Annotated in this window: 18 protein-coding genes; 7 read left to right on the top strand and 11 right to left on the bottom strand. The window is 38.5% G+C overall.

Annotation, left to right across the window (positions count from 1 at the left end; translation table 11 throughout):
• Entirely contained in the window at positions 1 to 1647 is a 1647-nt protein-coding gene (locus tag LEUCM_RS03295; RefSeq protein WP_025016187.1) for a glycoside hydrolase family 13 protein, read from the bottom strand.
• Between the two features lie 11 nt (positions 1648 to 1658).
• On the bottom strand, positions 1659 to 3599 hold the full coding sequence (locus LEUCM_RS03290; RefSeq protein WP_016265736.1) for a sucrose-specific PTS transporter subunit IIBC: 1941 nt from the start codon (positions 3597 to 3599) through the stop codon (positions 1659 to 1661).
• A gap of 226 nt (positions 3600 to 3825) precedes the next feature.
• Between LEUCM_RS03290 and LEUCM_RS03285 the strand changes: the two genes are divergently transcribed.
• Together LEUCM_RS03285 and LEUCM_RS03280 are read left to right on the top strand one after the other, a co-directional pair.
• Positions 3826 to 5301 carry a sucrose-6-phosphate hydrolase gene (locus LEUCM_RS03285; RefSeq protein WP_016265737.1) on the top strand — a complete coding sequence of 492 codons (1476 nt, stop codon included), beginning with the start codon at positions 3826 to 3828 and terminating at the stop codon, positions 5299 to 5301.
• A gap of 26 nt (positions 5302 to 5327) precedes the next feature.
• A complete protein-coding gene (locus LEUCM_RS03280; protein ID WP_011375476.1) occupies positions 5328 to 6308 on the top strand; it encodes a LacI family DNA-binding transcriptional regulator in 981 nt (326 codons plus the stop codon).
• A 52-nt stretch (positions 6309 to 6360) separates the two neighbouring features.
• Here the strand turns inward: LEUCM_RS03280 and LEUCM_RS03275 are convergent, their stop codons facing one another.
• On the bottom strand, positions 6361 to 8535 hold the full coding sequence (locus tag LEUCM_RS03275) for an alpha-galactosidase (protein WP_016265739.1): 2175 nt from the start codon (positions 8533 to 8535) through the stop codon (positions 6361 to 6363).
• A gap of 91 nt (positions 8536 to 8626) precedes the next feature.
• Between LEUCM_RS03275 and LEUCM_RS03270 the strand changes: the two genes are divergently transcribed.
• The gene (locus LEUCM_RS03270; protein ID WP_016265740.1) at positions 8627 to 9490 is read left to right on the top strand and encodes a helix-turn-helix transcriptional regulator; all 864 of its coding nucleotides are present in this window, start codon (positions 8627 to 8629) and stop codon (positions 9488 to 9490) included.
• A 24-nt stretch (positions 9491 to 9514) separates the two neighbouring features.
• On the opposite strand, the gene LEUCM_RS03265 is transcribed toward LEUCM_RS03270, so the two are convergent.
• Positions 9515 to 9961: a MerR family transcriptional regulator gene (locus LEUCM_RS03265; RefSeq protein WP_016265741.1), complete on the bottom strand. Its 447-nt coding sequence runs from the start codon at positions 9959 to 9961 to the stop codon at positions 9515 to 9517.
• Positions 9962 to 10040: 79 nt separating this feature from the next.
• Here LEUCM_RS03265 and LEUCM_RS03260 point away from each other — a divergent pair, with 79 nt between their 5' ends.
• Both LEUCM_RS03260 and LEUCM_RS03255 read left to right on the top strand, forming a co-directional pair.
• A complete protein-coding gene (locus LEUCM_RS03260; protein WP_016265742.1) occupies positions 10041 to 10772 on the top strand; it encodes an SDR family oxidoreductase in 732 nt (243 codons plus the stop codon).
• A gap of 179 nt (positions 10773 to 10951) precedes the next feature.
• Positions 10952 to 11671, top strand: coding sequence for a GntR family transcriptional regulator (locus tag LEUCM_RS03255; RefSeq protein ID WP_016265743.1), 720 nt, complete (start codon positions 10952 to 10954; stop codon positions 11669 to 11671).
• 57 nt (positions 11672 to 11728) lie between these two features.
• On the opposite strand, the gene LEUCM_RS03250 is transcribed toward LEUCM_RS03255, so the two are convergent.
• The 5 genes from LEUCM_RS03250 to LEUCM_RS03230 all read right to left on the bottom strand — a co-directional run bounded on the left by LEUCM_RS03250 (position 11729) and on the right by LEUCM_RS03230 (position 20152).
• Positions 11729 to 14947 (bottom strand): YhgE/Pip domain-containing protein, encoded by a 3219-nt coding sequence (locus LEUCM_RS03250; protein ID WP_051524289.1) that lies wholly within the window; start codon positions 14945 to 14947, stop codon positions 11729 to 11731.
• Positions 14948 to 15143: 196 nt separating this feature from the next.
• Entirely contained in the window at positions 15144 to 15878 is a 735-nt protein-coding gene (locus LEUCM_RS03245) for an ABC transporter permease (RefSeq protein WP_025016185.1), read from the bottom strand.
• Positions 15879 to 15890: 12 nt separating this feature from the next.
• A complete protein-coding gene (locus tag LEUCM_RS03240; protein WP_025016184.1) occupies positions 15891 to 16760 on the bottom strand; it encodes an ABC transporter ATP-binding protein in 870 nt (289 codons plus the stop codon).
• 240 nt (positions 16761 to 17000) lie between these two features.
• Positions 17001 to 18275 carry a serine--tRNA ligase gene (serS, locus tag LEUCM_RS03235; protein WP_025016183.1) on the bottom strand — a complete coding sequence of 425 codons (1275 nt, stop codon included), beginning with the start codon at positions 18273 to 18275 and terminating at the stop codon, positions 17001 to 17003.
• 299 nt (positions 18276 to 18574) lie between these two features.
• Positions 18575 to 20152 (bottom strand): helix-turn-helix domain-containing protein, encoded by a 1578-nt coding sequence (locus tag LEUCM_RS03230; RefSeq protein WP_025016182.1) that lies wholly within the window; start codon positions 20150 to 20152, stop codon positions 18575 to 18577.
• Between the two features lie 208 nt (positions 20153 to 20360).
• On the opposite strand from LEUCM_RS03230, the gene LEUCM_RS03225 reads away from it, so the two are divergent.
• Positions 20361 to 21023, top strand: a complete 663-nt coding sequence (locus tag LEUCM_RS03225; protein ID WP_016265749.1) for a deoxynucleoside kinase — start codon at positions 20361 to 20363, stop codon at positions 21021 to 21023.
• 67 nt (positions 21024 to 21090) lie between these two features.
• Here the strand turns inward: LEUCM_RS03225 and LEUCM_RS03220 are convergent, their stop codons facing one another.
• Positions 21091 to 22683 carry a helix-turn-helix domain-containing protein gene (locus LEUCM_RS03220; RefSeq protein WP_016265750.1) on the bottom strand — a complete coding sequence of 531 codons (1593 nt, stop codon included), beginning with the start codon at positions 22681 to 22683 and terminating at the stop codon, positions 21091 to 21093.
• 312 nt (positions 22684 to 22995) lie between these two features.
• A complete protein-coding gene (locus LEUCM_RS03215) occupies positions 22996 to 23691 on the bottom strand; it encodes a hypothetical protein (RefSeq protein ID WP_025016180.1) in 696 nt (231 codons plus the stop codon).
• Here LEUCM_RS03215 and LEUCM_RS03210 point away from each other — a divergent pair.
• The gene (locus LEUCM_RS03210; RefSeq protein WP_082267700.1) at positions 23670 to 24161 is read left to right on the top strand and encodes a DUF3324 domain-containing protein; all 492 of its coding nucleotides are present in this window, start codon (positions 23670 to 23672) and stop codon (positions 24159 to 24161) included. The genes LEUCM_RS03215 and LEUCM_RS03210 overlap by 22 nt on opposite strands.
• The last annotated feature ends 23 nt before the right edge of the window (positions 24162 to 24184 follow it).

Genomic DNA, 24184 nt, shown 5'->3' with positions numbered 1-24184 from the left:
TTACTTTTCCTCATTCCCGATAGCTACAACCAACGCATCATACGGCTGTAATACACCACTTGTCGCTATTTTATTTAATAATAAATTATTGCTAATAATTTTTTGACTAGGCCCGAAGTGCTGAATGGGTAGCGTATAACTTTCTCTATTCTTAGATAAGTTAATAATAACTAACCAACTCTGTTCTCCTAACATCCGTTTGTAGCTAATCACATTTTGATTACCTGTTGGTACATTTTCAAATCGGCCTTGGCGAATAATTGCGTTACGTTTTCGTAATTTTATTAACTGCTGGTAAGTCGCATAAATAGACCGTTCATCTTGTTTGGCCAATTCAACATTGATTTCTAAATAGTTAGGATTTACCGGTAACCATGGTGTCCCATCTGTGAAACCTGATTGATTCTTACCATTCCATTGCATCGGATGCCGCGCGTTGTCTCGACCTTTAGCATTAATCCCATTTAGGATATCACTTATCGCATAGCCTTGTTGCTGTCGTTGTTGGTAAACTCGCCGACTCTCAATATCCTCAATTTCGTGATAACTCGTAATTGGATAATTGGTCATGCCAATCTCCTCACCCTGATAAATATACGGTGTTCCTTTAAGCATATGCAGGTAAATTGCTAATGCTTGCGCACTTTTTTCACGATACTGGCTATCGTCTCCCCAACGTGACACAATTCGCGGTAAATCATGATTACTCCAAAATAATGAGTTCCAACCAACGCCATCTAGCGCTAATTGCCATTTACTAAATACCGCATGTAACTCTGCTGGAATAAGTGGTTTTAAATCCCAGCGAGTCATCCCTGATTGTTTATCTAAATTAATTTGTTCAAATTGAAAGATCATCGATAGTTCGTGGCGATTAGGATTACTGTACATCTGGCCAATTTCGGGTGTTGCCCCCCATGTCTCTCCAACCGTTACTACATCATACTGTGAAAGTACCCTTGCGTTCATCTCTTGAAGATACGCATGTAATTGTGGTCCGTTTTCCTTAATTTTGCGGTCAGGTTCCTTCCCTATCAAATCAATAACGTCCATCCTAAAACCACCAATCCCTTTTTGAAGCCACCAAGTCATCATCTGGTAGACAGCTTCTCTAACTTTAGGATTTTGCCAATTTAAATCCGGTTGTTCTTTCGCATAAAAATGTAAATAATATTGCCCAGTAACCGCATCAAACGCCCAAGCTGATCCTTTAAAATTACTTTGTAAATCATTCGGAACACTACCATCGGTTGCAGGGTCTCGCCAAATATAAAAATCACGATACGGATTATCTTTTGATTTTCGTGCTTCTAAAAACCATGGATGTTGGTCACTTGTATGATTAACAACTAAGTCCATAACAATTTTAATCTTACGAATCTTCGCCGCTTCAATTAACTGCTCCATATCCACCATAGAACCATATTCCGGATTAATTGCCTGATAATCTGAAATATCATAGCCATTATCAACATTAGGGGATTGATAAACTGGTGATAGCCAAATTGCATTTACACCCAGATCAGCTAGGTAATCTAATCTTTGAATAATACCTTGAATATCACCAATTCCATCTCCATTACTATCTTGAAAACTTCTTGGATAGACTTGATAAAATACTGCATTTTGCCACCAGTTAGTTTGCATGTAACTACCCCTTAATCCTTTTTAGCGTGTAATTGAATAATTTCTTCGCCTTGCATAGCATCCTTGTCGACTGTTAAAAGCGGATCAACTTGTGCATATCCCGCTGTATTCGTCACAATAGTCATTGTTAGCGGTGTTAGCCCTGCTTGTTTAATCTTATCAATATCAAAATGACCTAATAAATCACCTTCGCTAACATGTTGTCCCTGTTGGACAATCTTTTCAAAACCTATACCATTTAAATTAACTGTATCTAAACCAATATGAATTAGCACTTCTGCACCATCATCCGATTTTATCCCGTATGCGTGACCAGTATCAGCCGCAATTGTTATCACACCGGTAACTGGTGCAAGTACATCCTGAGAAGTTGGCATAATCGCAATGCCTTTTCCCATTGCTTCACTTGCAAAAACTGGATCAGGTACTGATGCTAAGTCAACAATTCGTCCGGTAACTGGTGCACTAATCTTTTCATCTTGTAATCTCTCCACTACTTCTGGGGTAGCTGGTGCTTCATTGATTATTTCTTCTTCAGTTGTCTTCATTGCCTTTTTACCGTATAAGTATGTCCCCACAAAGGCAATTACGAAACTAATAATAGCTCCCATCATAAAACTAGGGATGCTCTTAGGTGCAATCGCAATAAACCCAATAATTCCTGCAGGTCCCATTGATACTGATAAAACATGTAATAAACCAATAATAAACGATGAGATTCCTGATGCAATTAAACCAATAAAGAATGGAAACTTCAATTTTAAATTAACCCCAAATAATGCTGGTTCAGTAATTCCCAACATCGCAGAAATCCCAGCAGAAGTCGTTAATGACTTTTGTTGTTTATTCTTAGTAACGAAGAATACAGCGAAAGTTGCAGCCCCTTGAGCAATATTTGCCATCGCTGCAACGGGAAAAATAAACGATCCACCAGTTTTGGCAATATCTGCCAAAAGTGTCGTTTCAATTGCCGGGAAGCTTTGATGTAAGCCAGTTAAGACAATTGCTGAATAACCCAGGCCAAAAATCCCCATACCGACTGCACCTAACGTTTGATAAGCCCAAACTAAACTATCAGTAACACCATTTGAAACAATTCTCAATGCAGGACCAACTAATGTAAAGGTTAAAAATCCTGTGATAATAATCGATAACATTGGTGTAAACGTAAAATCAACAGCATCATTTAAATGTTTATGGAAGAATTTCTCTAAATTAGCAAGAATGAAGGCAACTCCGATAACCGGAATTACTTGACCTTGATAACCAGCTTGCGCAATATTCAATCCAAAGACATGCCAATACGTCATATGCCCTGTAGCGATACTTTCAGCAACCCCATAACCATTAACTAGGTTAGGCATAACCAACATCATTCCTGCTGCCGCACCTAAATATGGATTTCCACCAAATCGCTTAGTTGCAGAAAATGCAATTAAAATTGGTAGGAAGGTAAATGGCGCTGACGACATCATATTGACAATCTCAGCGAATCCTTTCCACTGTGGAAACATCTGGACAATTGATTGTGCGCCAAACAAGCCTTGACCTGTCAAAACATTATTAATAGCCATTAATAGGCCGCCAGCAGTTAAAGCTGGTATTAATGGCACAAAGATATCGCTTAAAACCTTAATGAACTTCATAATAATATTGTCTTTATTATCAGCCGCAATATTTTTTAATTCTTCTTTAGAAGCTTCTTTAATATTTACAATCTTAATAAATTCGTCATAAACTGTATTAACATCCCCTGGACCAACAATAATTTGATATTGGCCATTCGCGTTAAACGTACCCTTTAGATCTGGATCATTATCTAATGCTGCTTGGTCTATTACTTTCACGTCCTTCACAACTAATCGTAACCTAGTCGCACAATGAGCAGCCGCAACCACATTATCTTTTCCAATTGCCTGAGCTATTCGTTTCGCTACTTCCTTATGATTCATGCCGAACACTCCTTTTAACATTATTGTTTTACGTATTTTTGTAAACGCTTTTCAAATACGATAATACAACCGTTTACATTTTATGTCAAACGATTATCATATTTTATAAAAAAACATCTAGACTATACTTATTTATAAGGATTTAAAAGAATGACATACGTTTGACATGTCAAACGTTTACATTTATATTATATTTATTGAATAACATGTCACAAAGGAGTTTATTATGCCATTAATTACAAACTGGACACGTCAACTACGCTATCAACCTTACTCAGATTGGTCCATCGATTATCAACAACAATTGTTGAATCGTGTCCAAAATTCACCCTATCGTCTTAATTACCATATTCAGCCAGATACAGGTTTATTAAATGATCCCAACGGTTTCTCTTATTTCAATCACCAATGGCACTTATTTTATCAAAATTATCCTATGGGACCAGTTCACGGTCTAAAATCCTGGCACCATCTTATTTCAGATGATCTTATTAATTGGCGCAAAGCAACTCCTTTATTACCTGACGGAAATTTCGATAGTCACGGCGCGTATTCTGGTAGTGCATTACCAATTAACGATAGACTCTTCCTTTTTTATACCGGTAACGTCAGAAATAGTGACTGGGAGCGAACACCTTTTCAAAACGGTGCATGGCTCAGTCAAGCAGGTACTATCAGCAAAATATCTGAGCCTCTAATCAAACAACCACGCCACTATACCGATCATTTCCGAGATCCAATGATTTTTAAGTATCAAGACCAAATCATGGCGCTAATTGGCGCTCAAGATAACAATAAAATTGGTAAGATTGCCGTTTTTAAAGCGGATCACAATAACATTAATGATTGGCGTCCACTCGGCGAATTAACTTTTACAAGTGAAAAACTAGGTTACATGATTGAATGTCCTAACCTCATCTTTATTAATCATCAGCCGGTTTTAATTTTTTGCCCACAGGGTTTAACATCCGAAGTTATTTCTTACCAGAACATCTATCCAAATATGTATGTGGTTGGTCATTCATTCGAACTCAATACAACCACCATTACGCAGCCTTCTGAGCTTACTAATCTTGATGACGGCTTTGACTGTTATGCCACACAAGCTTTTAATGCTCCAGATGGTCGTGCACTGGCAGTAAGTTGGTTAGGTTTACCTGAAATTGAATATCCAACTGATAAAGACGGTTGGGCTCATTGCCTAAGCCTAGTTAAAGAATTAACACTCCATGATAATCAACTTTATCAATACCCCGTCGAAGAAACAAAAGCGCTCCGCCAAACAAAACAAATCCTATCACTCAGTAAACAAAGCATAATACCTACAACTAACGCTTATGAATTAGAACTCGAAGTGCCGGCAAACACTAGTCAAACACTCCATGTCTTTAGCAATCCCTCAAAATCAAATGGTTTAGTACTTACTATCGATACAACAAATGGTAAAATTACAATGGATCGTTCTAACGCTGGGGTTTCATTTGGCCAACAATATGGTCAAATCAGAACAACTAATGTTCAACCCCATCATCCTATTCATATTAACTTATTCGCAGATCAATCAGTCGTTGAACTTTATATCAACCATGGTGCCAAAGTCATGAGTAGTCGCCTATTCCCCACGGAAAATCAAAATATAATCTGGGCAGAAATACCACAAAAAGCACAACTTTGGCCTTTATCTAAAGTAAATAACAACTGATATGACTAGCTTTAGGGGGAAAAAACGTGCCTACAAAACTAACGGATGTTGCCAAATTGGCAAAGGTCAGTCCGACAACAGTTTCTAGAGTCATTAACAACTATGGTTATCTCAGCCAAAAAACAATTGATAAGGTTCATGCCGCCATGGCCGAATTAAATTATCAACCGAATAATTTAGCAAGATCGTTACAAGGAAAGAAAGCCCAAATGATAGGGCTTATTTTTCCCTCTGTTAGTAATCCGTTTTTTGGAGAATTAATTGAGCGCCTCGAAAAGAAACTTTTTGATAAAGGCTACAAGAGTATTCTTTGTGATAGTAATCGTGAGCCTGAAAAAGAAAAAGCATATCTTGGTATGTTAGCCGCAAATCAAGTAGACGGTATTATTGCAGGAGGTCATAATACCGAACTACAAGAATATGAAAAAATGAGTGCACCCGTTATTTCATTTGATCGACTATTGAGTACACACATTCCCATTATTTCCAGTGATAACTTTGCCGGTGGTCAAATCGCCACCAATACCTTGATTAACCTCGGCGCTAAACGGATTGGTATTATTACTGGCAGTAACGAAACTAATTCACCGACACTTTTACGACTTAATGGCTATTTAGATGCACTACAAAAAAATGGCTTAGATCCTTTTGTCTTCCAAATTAAAAGTACCACTTCGAATAGTCTTAAAAAAATTGAAATTGCGCGTATTCTACGTGAAGAACACTTAGATGGTCTTTTTTGTACTGATGATTTAACTGCTATTTCCGTAATGAATGAAGCCCAAAATCAAAATATTAAGATTCCTCAAGATCTTAAACTAATTGGCTACGATGGTACTGAGTTAATTCAGAAATACTTCCCACAACTAACAACAATTATTCAACCGATTGACGAGATTGCCTCGCTGTTAGCCGAACTAATTACTCTACGTATTGAGGATCCTAGTGCTCCATTAGAGATGCGCTATACACTGCCCGTAAAATTATTACAATCTAATTCAATTTAAAAAAAGCAGTTGGGATAAAATTATTTTATCCCAACTGCCTCTTTTTTATTTACTAACAAGACTTAAAATGATAAACAACTGTATGAAAATCGGTCTTATTTCGAGGTAACGTTAATCCAACATTCATTAACTCATCCCCACCATATTGTTCACCTGAATCAGACTGATATACCTTATTAGGATCTAAATAATTTAATTTAAATACCGGATAATGCGGTGCTGCTTGTGCTAGTTCACTGTAAATCAACACATTAAATTCACTACGATTTTCATTGATGATCAACCAAGCAGTGTAGTTATCATCTGTAACAACTAAGCGATAGAACCGACCAAATTGAGTTAATTGCCGTTCTTTTTTTGCAATTTTGGTTTGTTGTTTAATCTGTTGTTTCTCATCAGCACTTAATTGCGTTAAATCAAGTTCATAACCTAGGTTCCCAAACCTCGCAATATCAAACCTCGTCTGTATATCTGTTGTTCTACCTACTTGATGATTAGGAACTGCACTCACATGTGCAGCCATCGTAATTGGTGGGTATAGTAGGCTATAGCCATCTTGGATAACAACTCTGCTTGGTGCATCTGTATTATCACTCGTCCAGGTCTGTGGCATGTAATATAGCATGCCCGGATCAAACCGTCCACCTCCGCTTGAACAACCTTCAAATAATACTGTTGGGAACTCATTCGTAATCACTTCTAACACATGATATAAGCCTAAAATATATCGGTGCCAAACCTCACCTTGTTGACTATCATCGACTGCCGTACTATAAACATCTGACATATGTCGATTCATATCCCATTTAATATAATCTATTTTTCCAGTACTAAGATGTTGTCTCAGCATTTGTATTAGATAATCTTGAACCGCTGGGCGTGTTAAATCTAACACTAATTGATTTCTACCTTCCATTGGTTCGTAATTTGGAACATGTAAACACCAATCTGGATGCTGACGATATAGATTACTTTTCCGTGAAATCATCTCAGGTTCAAACCACAGACCAAATGACAAGCCATGTTGCTTAATCGTATCCGCTAACTGTCCAATTCCATGTGGTAATTTAGTCTGATCAACCGACCAGTCTCCCAAAGATGTCGTATCATCATTACGCCCAACAAACCACCCATCATCCAAAACAAATAGTTCGATACCAACATCAGTCGCTTCTTGCGCCAATGCTTCACATTTAGCAGCGTCAATCGCAAAATACATTGCTTCCCAAGTATTAATTAAAATTGGCCGTTCCTGGTGGCTAAAACGTCGCGGTACTAAATGATCCTGATATAATTGATGAAAATTCTGACTCATTCCGTTTAAACCAGCCGTACTATAATTCATGATAGCTTCTGGTGCCACAAATGTTTCATTCGGTGCTAAGCGCCAATCAAATGTATCTGTATTCAAGCCTAGCTGTGCGCGAATATTACCGTATTGATCTTGCTCGACTTGTCCCATGAAATTACCACTATAGACCAAATGAAATCCATAAACCACACCAGTATATTCTGTTGTTTTAGGTGATAAAAGTGCAAAAAAAGGTTGGTGTTGCGGACTACTTGCCCCACGAACACTTTCTATTTTTTGAATGCCTGGATAAATAGGATGTTGATTGCGATTAGCTTCATTAATATGCGCCCCGTACAATGATAACCAGGATAGCTTTTGAGGTGTAAAATCGATTGATAAGCTTTGACAATTCTGAATTGTAATTGCTTGTTGTCCAACATTCGTCACTTCTTGATGCGTTGCGATAATATCTAAATCCTTAAAGATTGTATAATACATTGCTACCCGCACACCGGCTTTCAAATCCTCCAAATTAATCCGGAGTGTTTGTGCATCATCGTCACTAACAACATAAGTTGCCGGCAAGTCACTTAACTTGGGCTTCCCAGTAATTATTTGGTAATCACGATATTCTAGGTCAAGGTGGGTATTGTGACTAGCTTGTTGAATTGTTAAAGCAGGGATTCGATAATCACCCGTATCTCGTGTTGGACAAATCAATGGTAACTCACCTAACGAAACCGTTCGATCCGTCGATGGATTAACAGCTAATCCACGGTCCGTAAACCGGATAGTGTTACTTTCATGATACTGACGAATATGAGCACCAAAATAGCGATGAATTACATATTTTTGTTGAACGATTGCTAAGACCATACTGATACGCCCATTATCTAGGTAAAATATTGACTTTTTTTCATCAAAACTAATCATTTTATCACATCCTATTTCCACTTATTTATTCTATAATAAAATGAATACTAATCCACAACAAGAGTAACAAATTTAATGGGAGGGTAATAAATTGGGGCTTAATCATTCTTTTCAGCTGCACTATGATCACACACAGTACTTTCATTTAATCGGTGGCGGAAATGAAACTGTCACTGCAAATTATTATTGGGACTGTCGCCAAAGAACTGGGAACTATTGCCTTTTTCAATATACAATTAAAGGACAAGGTCATTTACAAATTGGCGATAGTCATTACACCCTAAAACCCGGTGACGCCTTTTTAGCGACAATTCCTGGTAACCAGATTTATTCATTAGCGCCAGATAGTATAAATTGGCAATTTATCTACTTGGAATTCTCACCACATTTTATTGATCAATGGCACCAAATGACACAAGATACGCCCATACTGAACTTTAAGGAACATCCCGTATTCGTTAAAAATTGTCTAGCGTTAAATCAAATAGGTCTCCAAAATACGTTTAGTGATTATTTCGAAAATACAAGTCGATCAGCGCAATTTTTCTTTGATCTCTTACGAATTAGTCAACATACTCACCAATCGGCTCAAGATAAATATCCAGAATGGTTAATCCATTACCGTCAGTGGCTAGATATCCACTACGATCAGGACATTTCATTAGAAGATGCGGCTGATATTTTTAATAAATCAAAATACACACTCATTAAAGTCTTTAAATATTACTACCAACAATCACCAAAGCAATACCTAATTGATTTACGTATAAAAAAAGCAATGCGTCTACTCATCGAGCATCCCGAATTAACCGTCAAGACAGTTGCGCAAAAGTGTGGCTTTCAGTCAGCCAATTACTTCACCAAAGTTTTCCATAAAAAAACAATGTATTCTCCTCTAAAATTTGCTAAAGAAAATACATTGCACGATAGTAGTGTTCATTATTTTAATAACTAGATCTGCGCTTATTAATAAACTTAATTATTTTAGCGTTCGTTCATATTCCTCATGTTTCTTAGGATCAACCTGCGTTGTGCCTGGGATGAAATGAATCGCTTCTGTGCCTGCCTCTCTGGCTTGATGGTAATACCACTTCTTCCACCGTAAGAAAGCTAAGTTCGTTTCTAACGCCTTAATTTTGGCTTCCAACTGACGTTCGTGTTCAACCATAAAATCGTAACGGTCAGGTAACGTTTCATCGCCCACCATACACCAGTCAATAAACTGGCCAATTTCTTTAATTGGAATCGCCGATTTTTTCAAGCAATCGATCACTTCGACATAACCTAAATCGTCATCCGTAAAAATCCGACGGCCAGCCGCATTTCGTTTAGCAAACGGCAATAAGCCTTCCTTGTCATAATAGCGGAGCGTATCAACCGAAACGCCCATTTTAGTTGCAATCTCACCGATTAAATAAGTTGTCATTATTTCTCCTTGACCTGGAGCTAACTCCAGGTGGTATGCTTTTTCTATAGCATAATATAGAAAGCAGGTTTTGACCACTATGAATAAACCATTAATCGTTATTACAGGCGCTAGCTCAGGCTTTGGTGCCGAAATCGCTAAAATTTTTAATGCCGCTGGCTACCCAGAATTACTCCTCGGTAGACGGACTGCTAAAATTGAAGCATTACCCTTAAACTTCGAAAACGTCTTAATCGAATCAGTCGATGTCACTGATCAAGCGCAATTTAAAGCTGCCATTCAAAAGGCTGAAGCAAAATTTGGCCCCACCGACTTACTTGTCAACAATGCCGGTGTCATGTTATTAGGTAACGTCTTGAACCAAGATGCCAAGGAATGGCAAACAATGCTCGACACGAACGTCATGGGCGTTTTAAACGGCACGCAAATCGTATTACCTGCTATGGTTGAACGCCAACACGGCACAATCATCAATATGTCTTCATTGGCTGGCCGCAAAACTTTCGTGAACCATGCTGCTTATGTTGCTTCTAAATTCGGTGTGCACGGTTTAAGTGAAACAATCCGGGAAGAAGTTTCAGGTAAAAATGTCCGGATTTCAATGGTCGCACCAGGTGCTGCTGAAACAGAATTACTAACCCATGTCACTGATCAAGGTGCCTTAACAGACTATCAAGCATGGAAAGATAGTATGGGTGGAATTACCTTAGATCCAGTACACGTTGCTAAATCTGTTAAATTCATCTACGACATGCCACAATCAGTCAATATTCGCGAACTCGATATTGCGGCAACACGTCAAGATAGCTAATAAATTTTTAAGTGGGCTGTGGCAAATTTACGTTTGTCATAACCCACTTTTTTTATGCTTGCCCACTACTCGCGGTCCTTGGTACTACTTAGACTAGTAACATGTTACACTTGCAAACTAATGATTGTTTTACAACGCTTTTTACTCTAAACTAGACTATAGAAAGCGGGGTATTACTTTTGCCAAAATATGAAGAGATCGCCGACACACTTCGCCAGCGGATTAAGCAAGGAATCTATCCTGCTAATTCGTTGTTGCCTAACCAAGTTGAGCTTGTCGAAGAATTCGATGCTAGTCGCATGACGGTTAAAAAGGCCATTACGATCCTCACTATGGAAGGGCTCGTCTTCGCCCGTCGTGGCGCTGGCACCAAAGTACTGGACCATTCTTTTTGGAACAAAACCACTGCACCAGCCGATCAATATCGGGGAATGTCCTTTGACTTAGCTGATGCTAATCAAACACTCACCAGCAAAGTCATTACTTTCAAGGTCACTTTTCCATCACCAGAAGTTAAGGAACGCCTTACCCTGAGCGCGCAACAACCTGTTTACGAAATTATTCGTTTACGCATTGTTGATGGCGTCAATAGCGTCCTTGAACACACCTATATGCCGGTTAATCTCGCACCCGGTTTAACAGATGAGATTCTAGAAGGTTCAATCTATAGTTACTTGAAAAAAGAACGTCATCTGACATTTGCCGGTGCTTTCCGGAATATCCAGGCTGACAAAGCTGATAAATATGACCAAGAATATCTTGACTGTGCGCCAACTGATCCTGTTTTAGAAGTCGAACAGGTTGTCTATCTCGATAGCGGTCAACCAATTGAGTATTCCCGGAGTCGTAACCGCTACGACCGCCGCGGTTATACTTACTTGGATGTTAAAAACTGCTAATCATCATACAAAAAGAAGCCCTTATCAATGTGATAAGGGCTTCTTTTTTATAGTGTTTTATTTTTCAAGATCTTGTAATTTTTGGTTGTCATCTAATACTGAACGACCACCATTACCGATTTTTTGTAAATGATTCATACCGAACCACAATAGGATCAATGCGACTACCATAAATAGTAGTAACGTGAAGACTGTTTGTAGCACTTGACCGTTACCTAAACCAGATGTAATTGCTTGTCTGAAGCCTAGGATTGAGTAAGTCATTGGTAAGAATGGATGGATCACATTGTAGAAGTGGTTTGTAATTTCCATTGGGAATGTCCCACCTGAACCACCTAATTGGAGCATCAAGAGAACCATGGCCAAGAAACGACCAGGATTGTCGAACGTCATTGATAGGAACATGATGATCGCCATCGACGTCAATGAGAACATAATTGATACTAAGAAGAATTGGGCAGGGTGATCAACATTTAACCCTGCGATCATCATTAACCCAGGTTCGATGATTGCCATGCCGACAGCAACTAATGCGCCGACAGAAATCTTACTTAAGTACCAAGCTGTTGCTGATTGACCAGTCATTGAAACTTTCCGAATTGGGAAAGCAAAGTTGAAGACAATTGCCCCAACGAATAAGGCTAATGAAAGCACGTATGGTGCTAAAGCATGACCGTAGTTAGGCACATAGCTATAGTTTGAGTGTTTCAATTCAGCAGGTGCAGCGAACATGTCCGCTGTCTTATTCGTTAATTGGATATCGTTAACTTGTTTTGCACCACCCTTAAGGGCAGTTGCTAATGTCTTGTTACCATCAGTTAACTGACCAGCACCGTCGTTTAACTTAGCTGAGTTAGCAGCTAATTGACTTGTACCATCGGCTAATTGACCAACACCACTCGTTAACGTTGGGATCTTAGCGTTTAATTGACCAAGACCACCGTTCAATGTTTCAGAACCTGTTGCCAATTGACTAACACCACTTGTTAATTGTGGGACTTGGCTATTCAATTGACCAGTACCAGTTGCTAATTGTTTTGAACCAGCAGCTAATTGACCAACACCGCTTGTCAATTGTGGCACTTGACCATTTAATTGTGTTGTACCAGCATATAAGGCTTTTGAACCTGTTGCTAATTGACTAACACCGCTTGTCAATTGTGGCACTTGACCGTTTAGTTGTTTTGTACCAGCAGCTAGTTGTGAACTACCAGAAACTAACTTACTATTATTAGCCGTTATCTTATCAGCACCTGATTTAGCACTTGAAACGCCAGCTGTATAATTTTTAATACCAGTAGCCAATTGATTAATTTGAGGTGTCATTACTGAATTCTTTGCAATTGTAGTAACTTTACCTTGAATTAAAGCTTGTTGTTTAGCAGGATCTTTTTCTTTTGAAATAGCAATCCCATCAATGACTGGTGTATTTCCTTGACCATTAACGCCAACATTTAATTGTTTTGCAATTGCTGTAGATTGAGATGCTGCTGTATTTAATTGTGCTATACCATCTGACAATTCAGACATTTGGCCTAGTAAACCTGTAATTTGTTTTTGCATATCAGCATTAGTTAATTGATCACTCTTTTTAAGTAATGCATCGGCTTTTTGACTCATCGTTGTCAACTGTGTAATTGAATTATCTAAATTACCCATTTGACCTAATAATGGTGTCAATTTATCGACCATTCCTGTTAATTGATCAATATTCAATTGACTGCTTGCAGTTTGAATATCCTTAACAGATGAAAGATTCGACATTGATTTAGCTTGAATGTCTCCTAAAGCCTTTTGAGCTTCCGGACTCAATTTAGATGCTTCAGCGCTAATCACTTTAACATCAGCTAAAGTTGCACCGGAATTTTGTCCAATAGTTGTTGCAGAATTGGTTAACGTTGTTTCAAAGCCTTTGAGTTGTGTCCCAAGTTGTCCAAGTTGCGCTAGCTGGCTAGCATTTTCCTTATAGACAGCGTTTAGCTGTACTAATAAGGCCATACTTGGTTTTAACTCTTCTAAAAGTGTAGCTAACTGTTTAGAGTCGTTATTAACTGATGCCATTTGTGTAGGCATAGCAGTAAACTGTTTCATACTATCAGCTTGTGCTTTCAATTGTGAATCAACTTGGCCAAGATTTTGACTGACAACAGAATTCAAGACATAGACTCCTGCCACACCAGCGGGTAATTGTTCTGTTGATTCAGCAAGTGTCGATACACCTGCATTTAATTTTTGATTATTATCAGTAATATCTTTCAAACCAGAACTAAGTACGCTAGTACCAGTAGTGTAATCTTTCACACCATTGCTTAATTGACCAGCACCGTCATTTAAATCTTTAGCACCTGAAGCCAATGCGCCTGTCTTACTATTTAACGTTTGTAAGCCTGTATTTAATTGACCAGCACCGTCGTTCAATTGGCTTGCGCCTGAAGCTAATGCGCCTGTCTTACTGTTCAATGTTTGTAGACCTGTGTTCAATTGGTTAGCACCGCTGTCCAATTGGCTAGCACCTGAGGCTAATGCGCCTGTTTTGCTGTTCAATGTTTGTAGACCTGTGTTTAAGGCCCCTGAACCGGCTGCTAATTTTTGAATACCGTCTGATAAAGGTGTCACGCTAGTTTTCATTGTCATGACGCCATCGTTGACCTTATCAACACCAGCTGTATAAGTGTTCAAGCCATCTGAAAGTGTGACTGAACCCTTTGTTAACTTCTTAGCCCCTGAAGCGGCTGTGCTGAAGCCTTTACCAGCTGTTTTAACTTGTTTGAACATAACTTGAGCATAAGCCTTTGTTACTGTTTCACGTACTTGGGCGTTCAATTCCTTGGCACCCATTTCACTGATAACTTCACCGATGAAGTTCAATGAATCGTTTGTTTCATATTGGATTTGCATCTTTTTAGGATTCTTATCCAAAACTGTTGCGGCGTTTGCTGAAAAGTTCTTAGGTAAAGTAACGACTGTATAGTATTCTTTGTCCTTCAAACCTTGTTTAGCCTTCTTGGCCGAAACGAAACGCCAACCTAATTGGTCGTTCTTCTTTAATTCCTTAACCATGTCTTTACCAGCACTCAACGTTTCACCGTTATAAGTTGCTGGTTGATCATTATTTACGACAGCGACTGGTAATTCACCAGTACTACCGTAAGGATCCCAGACAGATTTCAGGAAAAAGACACTGTACAAGAACGGAATAAACATGATTGCGATTAACGAAATCATGATGATTTTATTCTTGGCAATGAACTTAAATTCATTTTGAATCATCTTCATCTGTAAAACTCCTTACTTAATTTTGATGTATAATCAATTACATTCAATATCCACGATAACTGAACTAGTTTAACCTTTTTTCATGAAAATTTCAACCCTTATGCATTAATCAATCAAACATTAGTCACAAAAAAAGCGTTCCAGGTTATCCTAGAACGCTTTAGCACACTAATTACTTCCTATAATATGGGTTCTTCTATAAATTTTGCTTAGCCATAATTCTTTGTGTGATATATCCAAAGAGAATCATCGCGATGATTTGAATGCCGTAAATCGCTAGATAATGGCCCATTTCGTTTACATCAATCGTTGGAATTACAAGCAATGCAAATGACGTTATGATCCGATAAACCCAAGTAAGACCGATGAAAACCAAAATGGCTTTTTTTGCCCCTCGCATCCAAGTGCAGGCCAACAACATCAATGTCACCGTTGTGATATAGGCTAGAATAAGATCAATCAAATAATACCAAGAGAAATTATTCATGAATGACGAGAAGACGAGTTGCAGCATCCCAATATTCTTATTCAATTCAACGACTAGCAATGTTCCTGGTATTAATAAAAGGACAACTGCGGCTAACATTGATAAGCAAATCGTTACAATTAATTTGGCGTAGAATAAATGTTTCCGTTTAATCCCAGAAGCCATCATCAAGGCCAAAACATCATTATTATAATCGACCGATAAAACGTGGAACGGATACCAATATAATAAGATGAAATTGGCGGCTATCAACAACATGATACTAATAATCATAAATGAACCAAAAGTTTTATTGCCATATAACTCAGCTGGTAGTGATTGTGCGTTTGCCAATACCAAGGTAAAAATAATATTGAGCACCGCAATAATCCCAAAAACTAACATATATACTTTTTCATGGAAAAATTTGAAGAATTCCATTTTTACAATTCGTTGGATCGTCATCTAATCACTTCCTTAATTTAATTTATTGTCTAATGCACTTAGTACGCCAATTTCATTGATTTCGATCTCAGCATCAATTAATTTCATTTGGACTTCTCGCCACTTAGGATCTTTAATCGATAATTGAATCCGACCATCGGCTAACACTTCATGTTCATAAGCCATTTCGGTTAAAATCGCTTGAACTTTTGCATTATCAGTCGTGTTGACCACCCGTAGTTTCTTGTCACTTTCGGTCGCTAAATCAATCGTTTCACGCAATTGACCGTGATCAATCACAAATACTGACTTACAGAACATTTCAATATCACTTTGAACGTGACTTGAGATGAGCAAGGTCATTGATCCTTCGCTAATTAATTTTTGGAGGTAAGTCTTGAACCATTGTACCGTGTCTAAGTCTAGACCTCTAAAAGGTTCATCTAAGATAAGTAGTTCCGGTTGGTGCAATAACGCGATTAATAAGATTAATTTCTTCTTCATCCCGTAAGAATAAGTTTTAACTTTTTGATTTAAGACAGCTTCAATGCCAATTTCAGCCGCTAATGTGCGTGCTTGTTCGCGGTTAAATTCACCCCGTAAGCCACTAAAATAGGCCAAGTTAAACCAGCCGGTTTGATTCATGTAAACAGACATGCCGTCTAAAACAATCCCCACCCGATTTAAAATAGCCGGATTATCGCGGACGTTTTGACCATCAATTTGAATTTCACCCGAATAATTCGTAATGATATTGGTTAAGCTCTTAAATAACGTCGTTTTACCAGCGCCATTATGACCAACAATGCCGTAAGCACCGCCATTTGGAATGGTTAAGTTTTTTAAATCCAGTGCAACATTATTTTTATACGTTACGACAAGATTGTTAATTTCAATTTGCATTGTATTCCTCCTTAACTAATAGTCCCCATTATACGGGTGTGAACCCTTCAAACGGTAAAGATTAACTAAATTTAATTAAAAAACGCCTAACAATAAACCGATTGTTAGGCGTTTTCCGTGTATATTAAATGCTTTTTTAAAGCTGATGCCTGCGCTTAGATCTGAACGTCAAACAATTACTGACGTAATTATTCGCCATTCCGTGCTAATCCTCAGGATATACCCGGTTGGGTTCACACTCTAGCCAATTTTTGTCATGCCGCCCATGTATGGTACCAATGCTTCTGGGATTGTAACAGTACCGTCTTCATTTTGATAGTTTTCCAAAATAGCAGCGACTGTCCGGCCAACCGCTAATCCTGAACCGTTCAATGTGTGGACCAAGTTCACGTGGCCATCTTCGTCACGGTAACGAATTTGGGCGCGACGTGCTTGGAAGTCGGTACAATCTGAACAGCTTGAGATTTCACGGTAAGTATTTTGAGCAGGTAACCAAACTTCAATATCATAAGTCTTAGCTGATGTGAAGCTGGCATCGCCTGTTGCCAAAGTAATGACATGGTATGGCAAGTTCAATGCTTTTAAGATATTTTCAGCATCGTTAGTCATTTTTTCTAATTCATTAAATGATTCTTCAGGCTTTGTGAATTTCACCATTTCAACTTTGTTAAATTGGTGCATCCGGATTAATCCACGAGTATCACGGCCGGCACTCCCAGCTTCTGAACGGAAGGCTGGTGATAAGGCAGTGAAGTAGATTGGTAATTGTGCGCCATCTAAGATTTCATCACGGTAGAAGTTTGTCAATGGCACTTCGGCGGTTGGAATCAAGGTCATTGGTTCGCCTTCGTTAGTCATTGTGTAAACATCTTCCGTAAACTTAGGAAATTGGCCAGTCCCAAACATTGATTCGCCGTTAACCAAGTATGGTGTAATCATTTCTTCATAACCTTCTTTGGCATGTTGATCTAACATAAAGTTATAAACGGCCCGTTCAAGACGTGCACCAGCACCCTTGTAATAAACGAAACGGCTGCCTGAAACTTTAGCAGCACGTTCGAAATCTAAAATACCAAGTTTTTCACCGATATCCCAGTGTGCTAATGGTTCGAAATCAAATTCACGGGGTGTTGACCATTTACGTTCTTCACGGCTGAAGCTTTCATCCAAACCAACTGGTGCTGAGTCATCAGGGAAGTTAGGTAAGCGAACCAAGATATAGTCTACTTTTTCCTTCACTTCAGCTAATTGTGCATCTAATTCTTTAATTTCTGCACCGACGTTCTTCATAGCAGCGATTTGTTCAGTTGCATCTTCTTTATTGCGTTTAGCAACAGCGATTGCTTCTGAAGCAGCGTTTCTGTTTTTCTTCAATTCTTCAGTTTGGACGATTAAAGCGCGGCGTTTTTCATCTAAGGCAACTACCTCGTCGATTTCTGCAGCATCAATACCGCGAGTCGCTAATTTATCCTTTGCCCATTGGACATTTTCCCGAATTACTCTGATATCTAACATAGCACTCTCTCCTTTTTATAGATAATAATCAACAAAAAAAGCCTTCTCATCCCCTAAATTGGGACGAAAAGACTTCACATTCGCGGTACCACCCAAGTTCACTGATTACCAAATAACCAGTGCCCTTCATTGCTGATAACGGTCAGGTGCCGTGTAGTTATTCACTACCCACTATTACGCTGGAATACTGGATTCAATACCTTCCACCAACCGGTATCTCTCTGTCAATCCATATAGGCGCTTATTCACGTGTTTTTCTCTTGCATTAAGAATAACCCATTTGGCTATTAAATTCAATCTTAATCGGCTGACTTTTGTAACCAAAGCTCTCTTAATAAGCCATATAAACGCCCATAATGGTCACTATCCGCATTTTGATTCCACTTAAACATCACTGCATTCGGGTTAACCTTATTGGCTAACGAGATACTTGACGTTGTGATGACTAGATCGGCATCAGCCAAATCAGCATCGTCGTGCGTCACTGTCACATAACGAATATTCTTCAAAGCCATCATTAAATCAAAATAACCTAAGAATGATTGTTCTGATACTAAGACGACCTTCACCGGGTTAGTAGGTGCTACCCGTTGAACAACTTGCCGTAAGACATTATAAAGCCCGCTAACAATTTGATCGCGTAAATCGCTGATAAAATCTAATTGCTTGTCTAAGAGTAAGTAATCGACCGTATCTTCAATATCTTGTTTTAAAACGGGGTTATCCCTCAAGCGTGTGTAATCGTCCATTAAATGGTTCGCCATAATCGACATCACATCTTGTTTAAACATATAGATTGTCATGACAGTGGCCATTAATGTCTGAACTAATCCTTGATAATCTTCTTCATCCAGGTTCAAATGTTCTTCAAGATTAATTGGCACCTTAGCCATGAAATCCATTACGAATTTATGGGTCTTAGGAATATAACGTTCATAGCGATCTTCATAAGATGGCATATACTGATTATTCCCTTGTAACAAGATGGGCCCAAAGTTCATCAAGTCATAAAGGTTAAAAGATTCAGCCATTGCTTCTTCCATCGTCATCTGAGCCATTGCATTTTTAATAATTAACGCTGGCCCAATGAACGGTTGGTTAATATACGTTTTAATCATATTGGGGACTGGGTACCGCAATAAATTTTCTTCGGTAGGTCCTTGAATATAGTGCCGCTGCGCAATCCGATAGTACATTGTCACAACTAAGTATGCACCTAATTCGCGGGTTAAAACATTTGGTTTTGCCAATTGGAACCGTTCGATTGCTAAATCAAACGCCTTTAAAGCATCCAATCGATCAATCGTTTCAAATGGCCATGTGTGCCCATCAGTCGCTAGCCAGAATAAAATGATGAGGACTAAGCGAATCTTATTCTCATCACCTTCTAGGCGAATTGGATCGTAATACATGCGAATATCAAATGACCGGATTAAATCCCGAACACCTTTCAAATGCCGCAATGCGGTTGCTTTGCTGATATCGTGTGATGTCCAAAATTCTTCGAACTTCACTTCTTCACCTTTCAACAAGATGTTTACAAAATCAAAAACATCTGATTGATTCACTAAATGATAGTGATAGGCATCTAGTGGGACACTAAATAATCTTTGAATATCTTCAGTGTCTTCGCCGATAACTTCTTTTAAATCAGCGACGATACTCATATAGGTATTATATAGACTACCATAAGTCCGGTTTAATAAGGCGGCGACCTGTTTTAAATTAACGTCGTCGACTAATGGTTCATTTTTTCGAGATAATGCAATTCTTTTTTTGACGGGTAATTCATCCCGCTTCAAGCTCGCGATATCCAACAACAGACCATATTTATCATTTTCAGCCTGTGTTAAAAAAATACTGTCATTTCTATTCAACTGACTAACCTCCCGGAAAGTATCTATAATGGGCAATTTATTTTACCATTAATGACTTCGCAATGAAACCATACCTCCCCTTGATAAACAAGCGTTGCTTTTTGCGCTAAAAATGCTAGAATATTTAAGTGACGTTTGGTGATGAAACACCACATGTTGTATATCAATAACATTCAAAACACATTTTATAGTCAAAAGAGGGAGACTGATGACATTGCTCGTACTTGCTGGCACAATTGGTGCAGGAAAAACTAGTTTAACAAAATATTTATCTGATCATTTAGGAACGGAAGCTTTTTACGAATCCGTTGATGATAACGAAGTATTACCTTTATTTTATAAAGATCCTACAAAATACGCTTTTTTACTCCAAATCTATTTCTTAAATAAACGATTTGATAGTATCAAGCAAGCTTACACAGATGATAACAACATCTTGGATCGCTCAATCTTCGAAGATTCATTACTCTTCCACTTGAACGCTGATCTCGGTCGTGCCACAGCAACTGAAGTGCGCGTTTACGACGAATTGTTAGCCAACATGATGCAAGAATTACCATTTGCCGCCCACAAGAAACGTCCTGATTTATTAATCCATGTCCGCGTTAGTTTCGAAACAATGCTCTCACGGATTCAAAAACGTGGTCGTTCTTATGAACAATTAGAAGCCGATCCAACCCTCTACGACTATTACAAGGAATTAAACAGCCGTTATGACGCTTGGTACGACGCTTATGATGAAAGTCCTAAGATGCAAATCGACGGCGACGTATTAGACTTCGTTGAAAACGAAGCTGATCGTAAAAAAGTCATCGATATGATCGACCAACGGGTTAAAGAATTAAACGAACAACAATCTAAAGCAATCTAAATCTGATTTAAAAAAGGCCTGGATAAATTATTATCCAGGCCTTTTTTGCATACAAATGTGTACGTTATCAATTGAGCTCAGATTTTTCTAAGTGTGATTTTTGAATCCATAATTCGTGAACAATCCCGTATAAACGAGCGTAATGATCACTATTAGCATTCAACCGCCAAACAAACGGCACTGCTTCTGGATTGGTATAATCTGGTAAGGTGATGCTGGCCGTAGTAACCACTAAATCGGCATCCCGTAAGGCTTCATCACTAGTGCTGACATCAACGTATTGAATGTTATCCAATGCCGCCAAGACATCCATATAACCTAAATAATCTTGTTCAACCACTAAAGCAACCTTCACACGGTTAGCCGGACGATACTGTTGAATTAATTGTCGCATCAAGTTATAGTACGCTTTCACAAGCGCATCTCGATTAGGTTCAAATAATCGAAATTCTGGTTCAGATAAGAGATAATCGACTGTCTGACTAACGCCAGCCCGTAATCGTTCATTGGGCCGCAATAATTTTAAGCGTTCCATTAATTGATGTGATGCTACGGAAGTCATATCATTACCTAACACATGAATATTAGTTGTGACCACAAATAAGGCATTTTGTAACTCGTGATAGACTTTATCTGATATCTTCAAATAGCGCTGAATATCAATTGGCGTCCGTTCCAAAAAATGACGAACAAAATGATAAACTTCTGGTACATAACGTTCATAAACCATACATTCAGTAATATCAAACTGTTCTTTCGATTTTAGCGGCATTGGTCCGTATTTCATTACAAAATACAACCCGGCCGACTCAGCACGACACTGTGCAGGTGATAATTGCGCCAATGTTGCCCGTAAATTAATTGAATCTTCCGTAAAATCAGCAACCAGATAAGTATTAGTCAAATCAGGATATGGATAACGAATCAACGACATCCGATCGTCTTCTTCAATAATCTTTCCTTGCATCACTCTATAATAAGAAATCGCGATCATATAGGTGCCAATTTCACGCGTTAATAAGTTAGGCTCTTCTAGTTGATAGGCCTTAACTGCACAATCAAACGCATCATGCGCCATTTGTTGGTCAACGTCATCAAAAACCCATGTATGTCCACCAGCCGCAAGCCAATATAAGGTCACCAGCGCAATCCGAATCGCCTTTTCATCACCTTCTAAGTGAATTGGATCATACGCAATCCGTACATTAAAGGCTCGAATTAAATCCCGTACCTGTTTCAAGTGCCGCAAGACGGTTGCCTTACTACTCTTGTGCTTCTCCCAAAATGATTGGAACGACACGTTACCACCATGTAATAAAATTTGGACAAAATCATAAACATCCGAATTTTTAACCATATAAAAATGATAGGCGTCACTCGGTACCTTAAAGAGCTGCCGAGCATCATCAGTATCGGTCCCTAAGACCGCCTGCAGATCGCCCACCATGCTCATGTACATATTATATAAACTACCGTAGTTGCGATCTAAGAGCGCCGCAACCTGTTTTAAATTCACATCATCAATCAGGTAATCAACCTGTCTGGCCATACTAATTCGTTTCTTAACGGGCAGTTCATCCCACTTAACGTTAGTAATATCCAAGAATAATGCGTACTTTTCTTTCTCAGCTAGCGTCAAATAAATACTGTTCGTATTCATCTAAGTAGCACCTCCAGTCCAAACTAACTATCATTTAAAATGACTGATGAGCTAGAATTAATTTTATATTAATTTGAATCCTTTTATTACCGCAGTTCTACTATACCCTTATCAAATGCAATTAAACATTATAATCATAAATAATATTTTAGAATATTATAATAATATACATAGTATTGATTGTTAACATTGAGCTATGTTAAATAATTATTAATCTCATCCCGTTATTTTTTAGGCGTTAAATGTTAAAAACGAAACAAAAAAGAACTTAGCATCATTATTAGATTTTGCTAAGTTCCATATTAATTTTTTCTAAAGTGTCAATTGCCACCCCATTGGTGCTGTGTATGCATTCGACGATACTTTATAGTCATTTCTATATGGTAAATGAAGCTGCAGTGAGCTACTCTTGAGCGGATTATTACTCATCTTCGTTTCTAGACTCTGCGGTGTCGTATCCCGTTTCAATATGCCATCAATCCACTCACCATCGCTTTTATCTGGCGCTAGTGGCACTGGTGCTGCGGTATTGATATTATATTTAAAATTATTGGTAATATAAAACGGATTTTGACTTGTCGCATTCGCGTCTAAATAGGCTAATTTTAGGTTAAATCCGCTTAATAACGGATTATAAACAACTACCCTTGGTTCTTCCGGTGTTCCGGTATCTGCGACTGCTTTTTGGGTCAATTGAATCTCGTTGATAGCAACCGTTCTTGTTGCTTCACCAGAAGAATTACCCAAAATATCCGTACCAAATGATATTTTAGCAGGGACGGTTACTTCAAGAGACGCATCAATCTGTAACGTGAATTTAAACGTCGCAGTGGTTTCAATCTTATCCGCAGCAATTGTTGCCGCCTTGGCATCCGCCGTTGTTGCAAATTCAATCCCGCTAGTTTTAGTGAGTGGATAGCTAATCTTCTGCGCCTCAGTTTTCATGGTTCCCGCCGTCGCCTTGGTCTGATTATTTAAATCAGCCAATAAACTTTCCTTTAACGTCACAGAGGTTCCTGTTTGGGCACCGGCAGAATAACGTTGCCAATCACCTTTATCGTTATTACCGTTCCTATTATAACGAAAGCAATTGGGTCCTAACGCCGCTTAAAGTAGACGCTAAGGTTTATCGCAAGTCAAACCACAAACTACTCTACAGCAGCCATAAAAAGGGCCTCGAGATGGCACCTAACTCAAGTTTCAACTATGCCATCGAACCTGGTGATGAACCGCTTAAAGCCGGTACTTACACACTAGATATGACGGCCAAATCAGATAAGAAAACTTGGCATTTTACTAGCGAGTTTACAATCAAACGTGCAACACTCAAAGAAAACACCAAAAATGAATTGAAATCACCAGAAAAGAAGAAAAGTATTAACATCATCTGGCTGATTGTTGGCTTCAGTATCTTATTACTCATCCTGATTATTCTTTACTTACTCTACAAACTACGTCAAAAAACAAAAGAACAATAATAATGAAAAGGCGCCGAGACAGT

The organism is Latilactobacillus sakei subsp. sakei DSM 20017 = JCM 1157 (assembly GCF_002370355.1).
Taxonomy (GTDB): domain Bacteria; phylum Bacillota; class Bacilli; order Lactobacillales; family Lactobacillaceae; genus Latilactobacillus; species Latilactobacillus sakei.
This window is presented reverse-complemented; position numbering and strand designations above follow the sequence as displayed.

Bases quoted from the DNA above. Each gene is read 5' to 3' on its own strand.
- LEUCM_RS03295 (WP_025016187.1), bottom strand. From the start codon at position 1,647: ATGCAAACTAACTGGTGGCAAAATGCAGTATTTTATCAAGTCTATCCA.
- LEUCM_RS03290 (WP_016265736.1), bottom strand. From the start codon at position 3,599: ATGAATCATAAGGAAGTAGCGAAACGAATAGCTCAGGCAATTGGAAAA.
- LEUCM_RS03285 (WP_016265737.1), top strand. From the start codon at position 3,826: ATGCCATTAATTACAAACTGGACACGTCAACTACGCTATCAACCTTAC.
- LEUCM_RS03275 (WP_016265739.1), bottom strand. From the start codon at position 8,535: ATGATTAGTTTTGATGAAAAAAAGTCAATATTTTACCTAGATAATGGG.
- LEUCM_RS03265 (WP_016265741.1), bottom strand. From the start codon at position 9,961: ATGACAACTTATTTAATCGGTGAGATTGCAACTAAAATGGGCGTTTCG.
- LEUCM_RS03260 (WP_016265742.1), top strand. From the start codon at position 10,041: ATGAATAAACCATTAATCGTTATTACAGGCGCTAGCTCAGGCTTTGGT.
- LEUCM_RS03250 (WP_051524289.1), bottom strand. From the start codon at position 14,947: ATGAAGATGATTCAAAATGAATTTAAGTTCATTGCCAAGAATAAAATC.
- LEUCM_RS03245 (WP_025016185.1), bottom strand. From the start codon at position 15,878: ATGACGATCCAACGAATTGTAAAAATGGAATTCTTCAAATTTTTCCAT.
- LEUCM_RS03240 (WP_025016184.1), bottom strand. From the start codon at position 16,760: ATGCAAATTGAAATTAACAATCTTGTCGTAACGTATAAAAATAATGTT.
- serS (WP_025016183.1), bottom strand. From the start codon at position 18,275: ATGTTAGATATCAGAGTAATTCGGGAAAATGTCCAATGGGCAAAGGAT.
- LEUCM_RS03225 (WP_016265749.1), top strand. From the start codon at position 20,361: ATGACATTGCTCGTACTTGCTGGCACAATTGGTGCAGGAAAAACTAGT.
- LEUCM_RS03220 (WP_016265750.1), bottom strand. From the start codon at position 22,683: ATGAATACGAACAGTATTTATTTGACGCTAGCTGAGAAAGAAAAGTAC.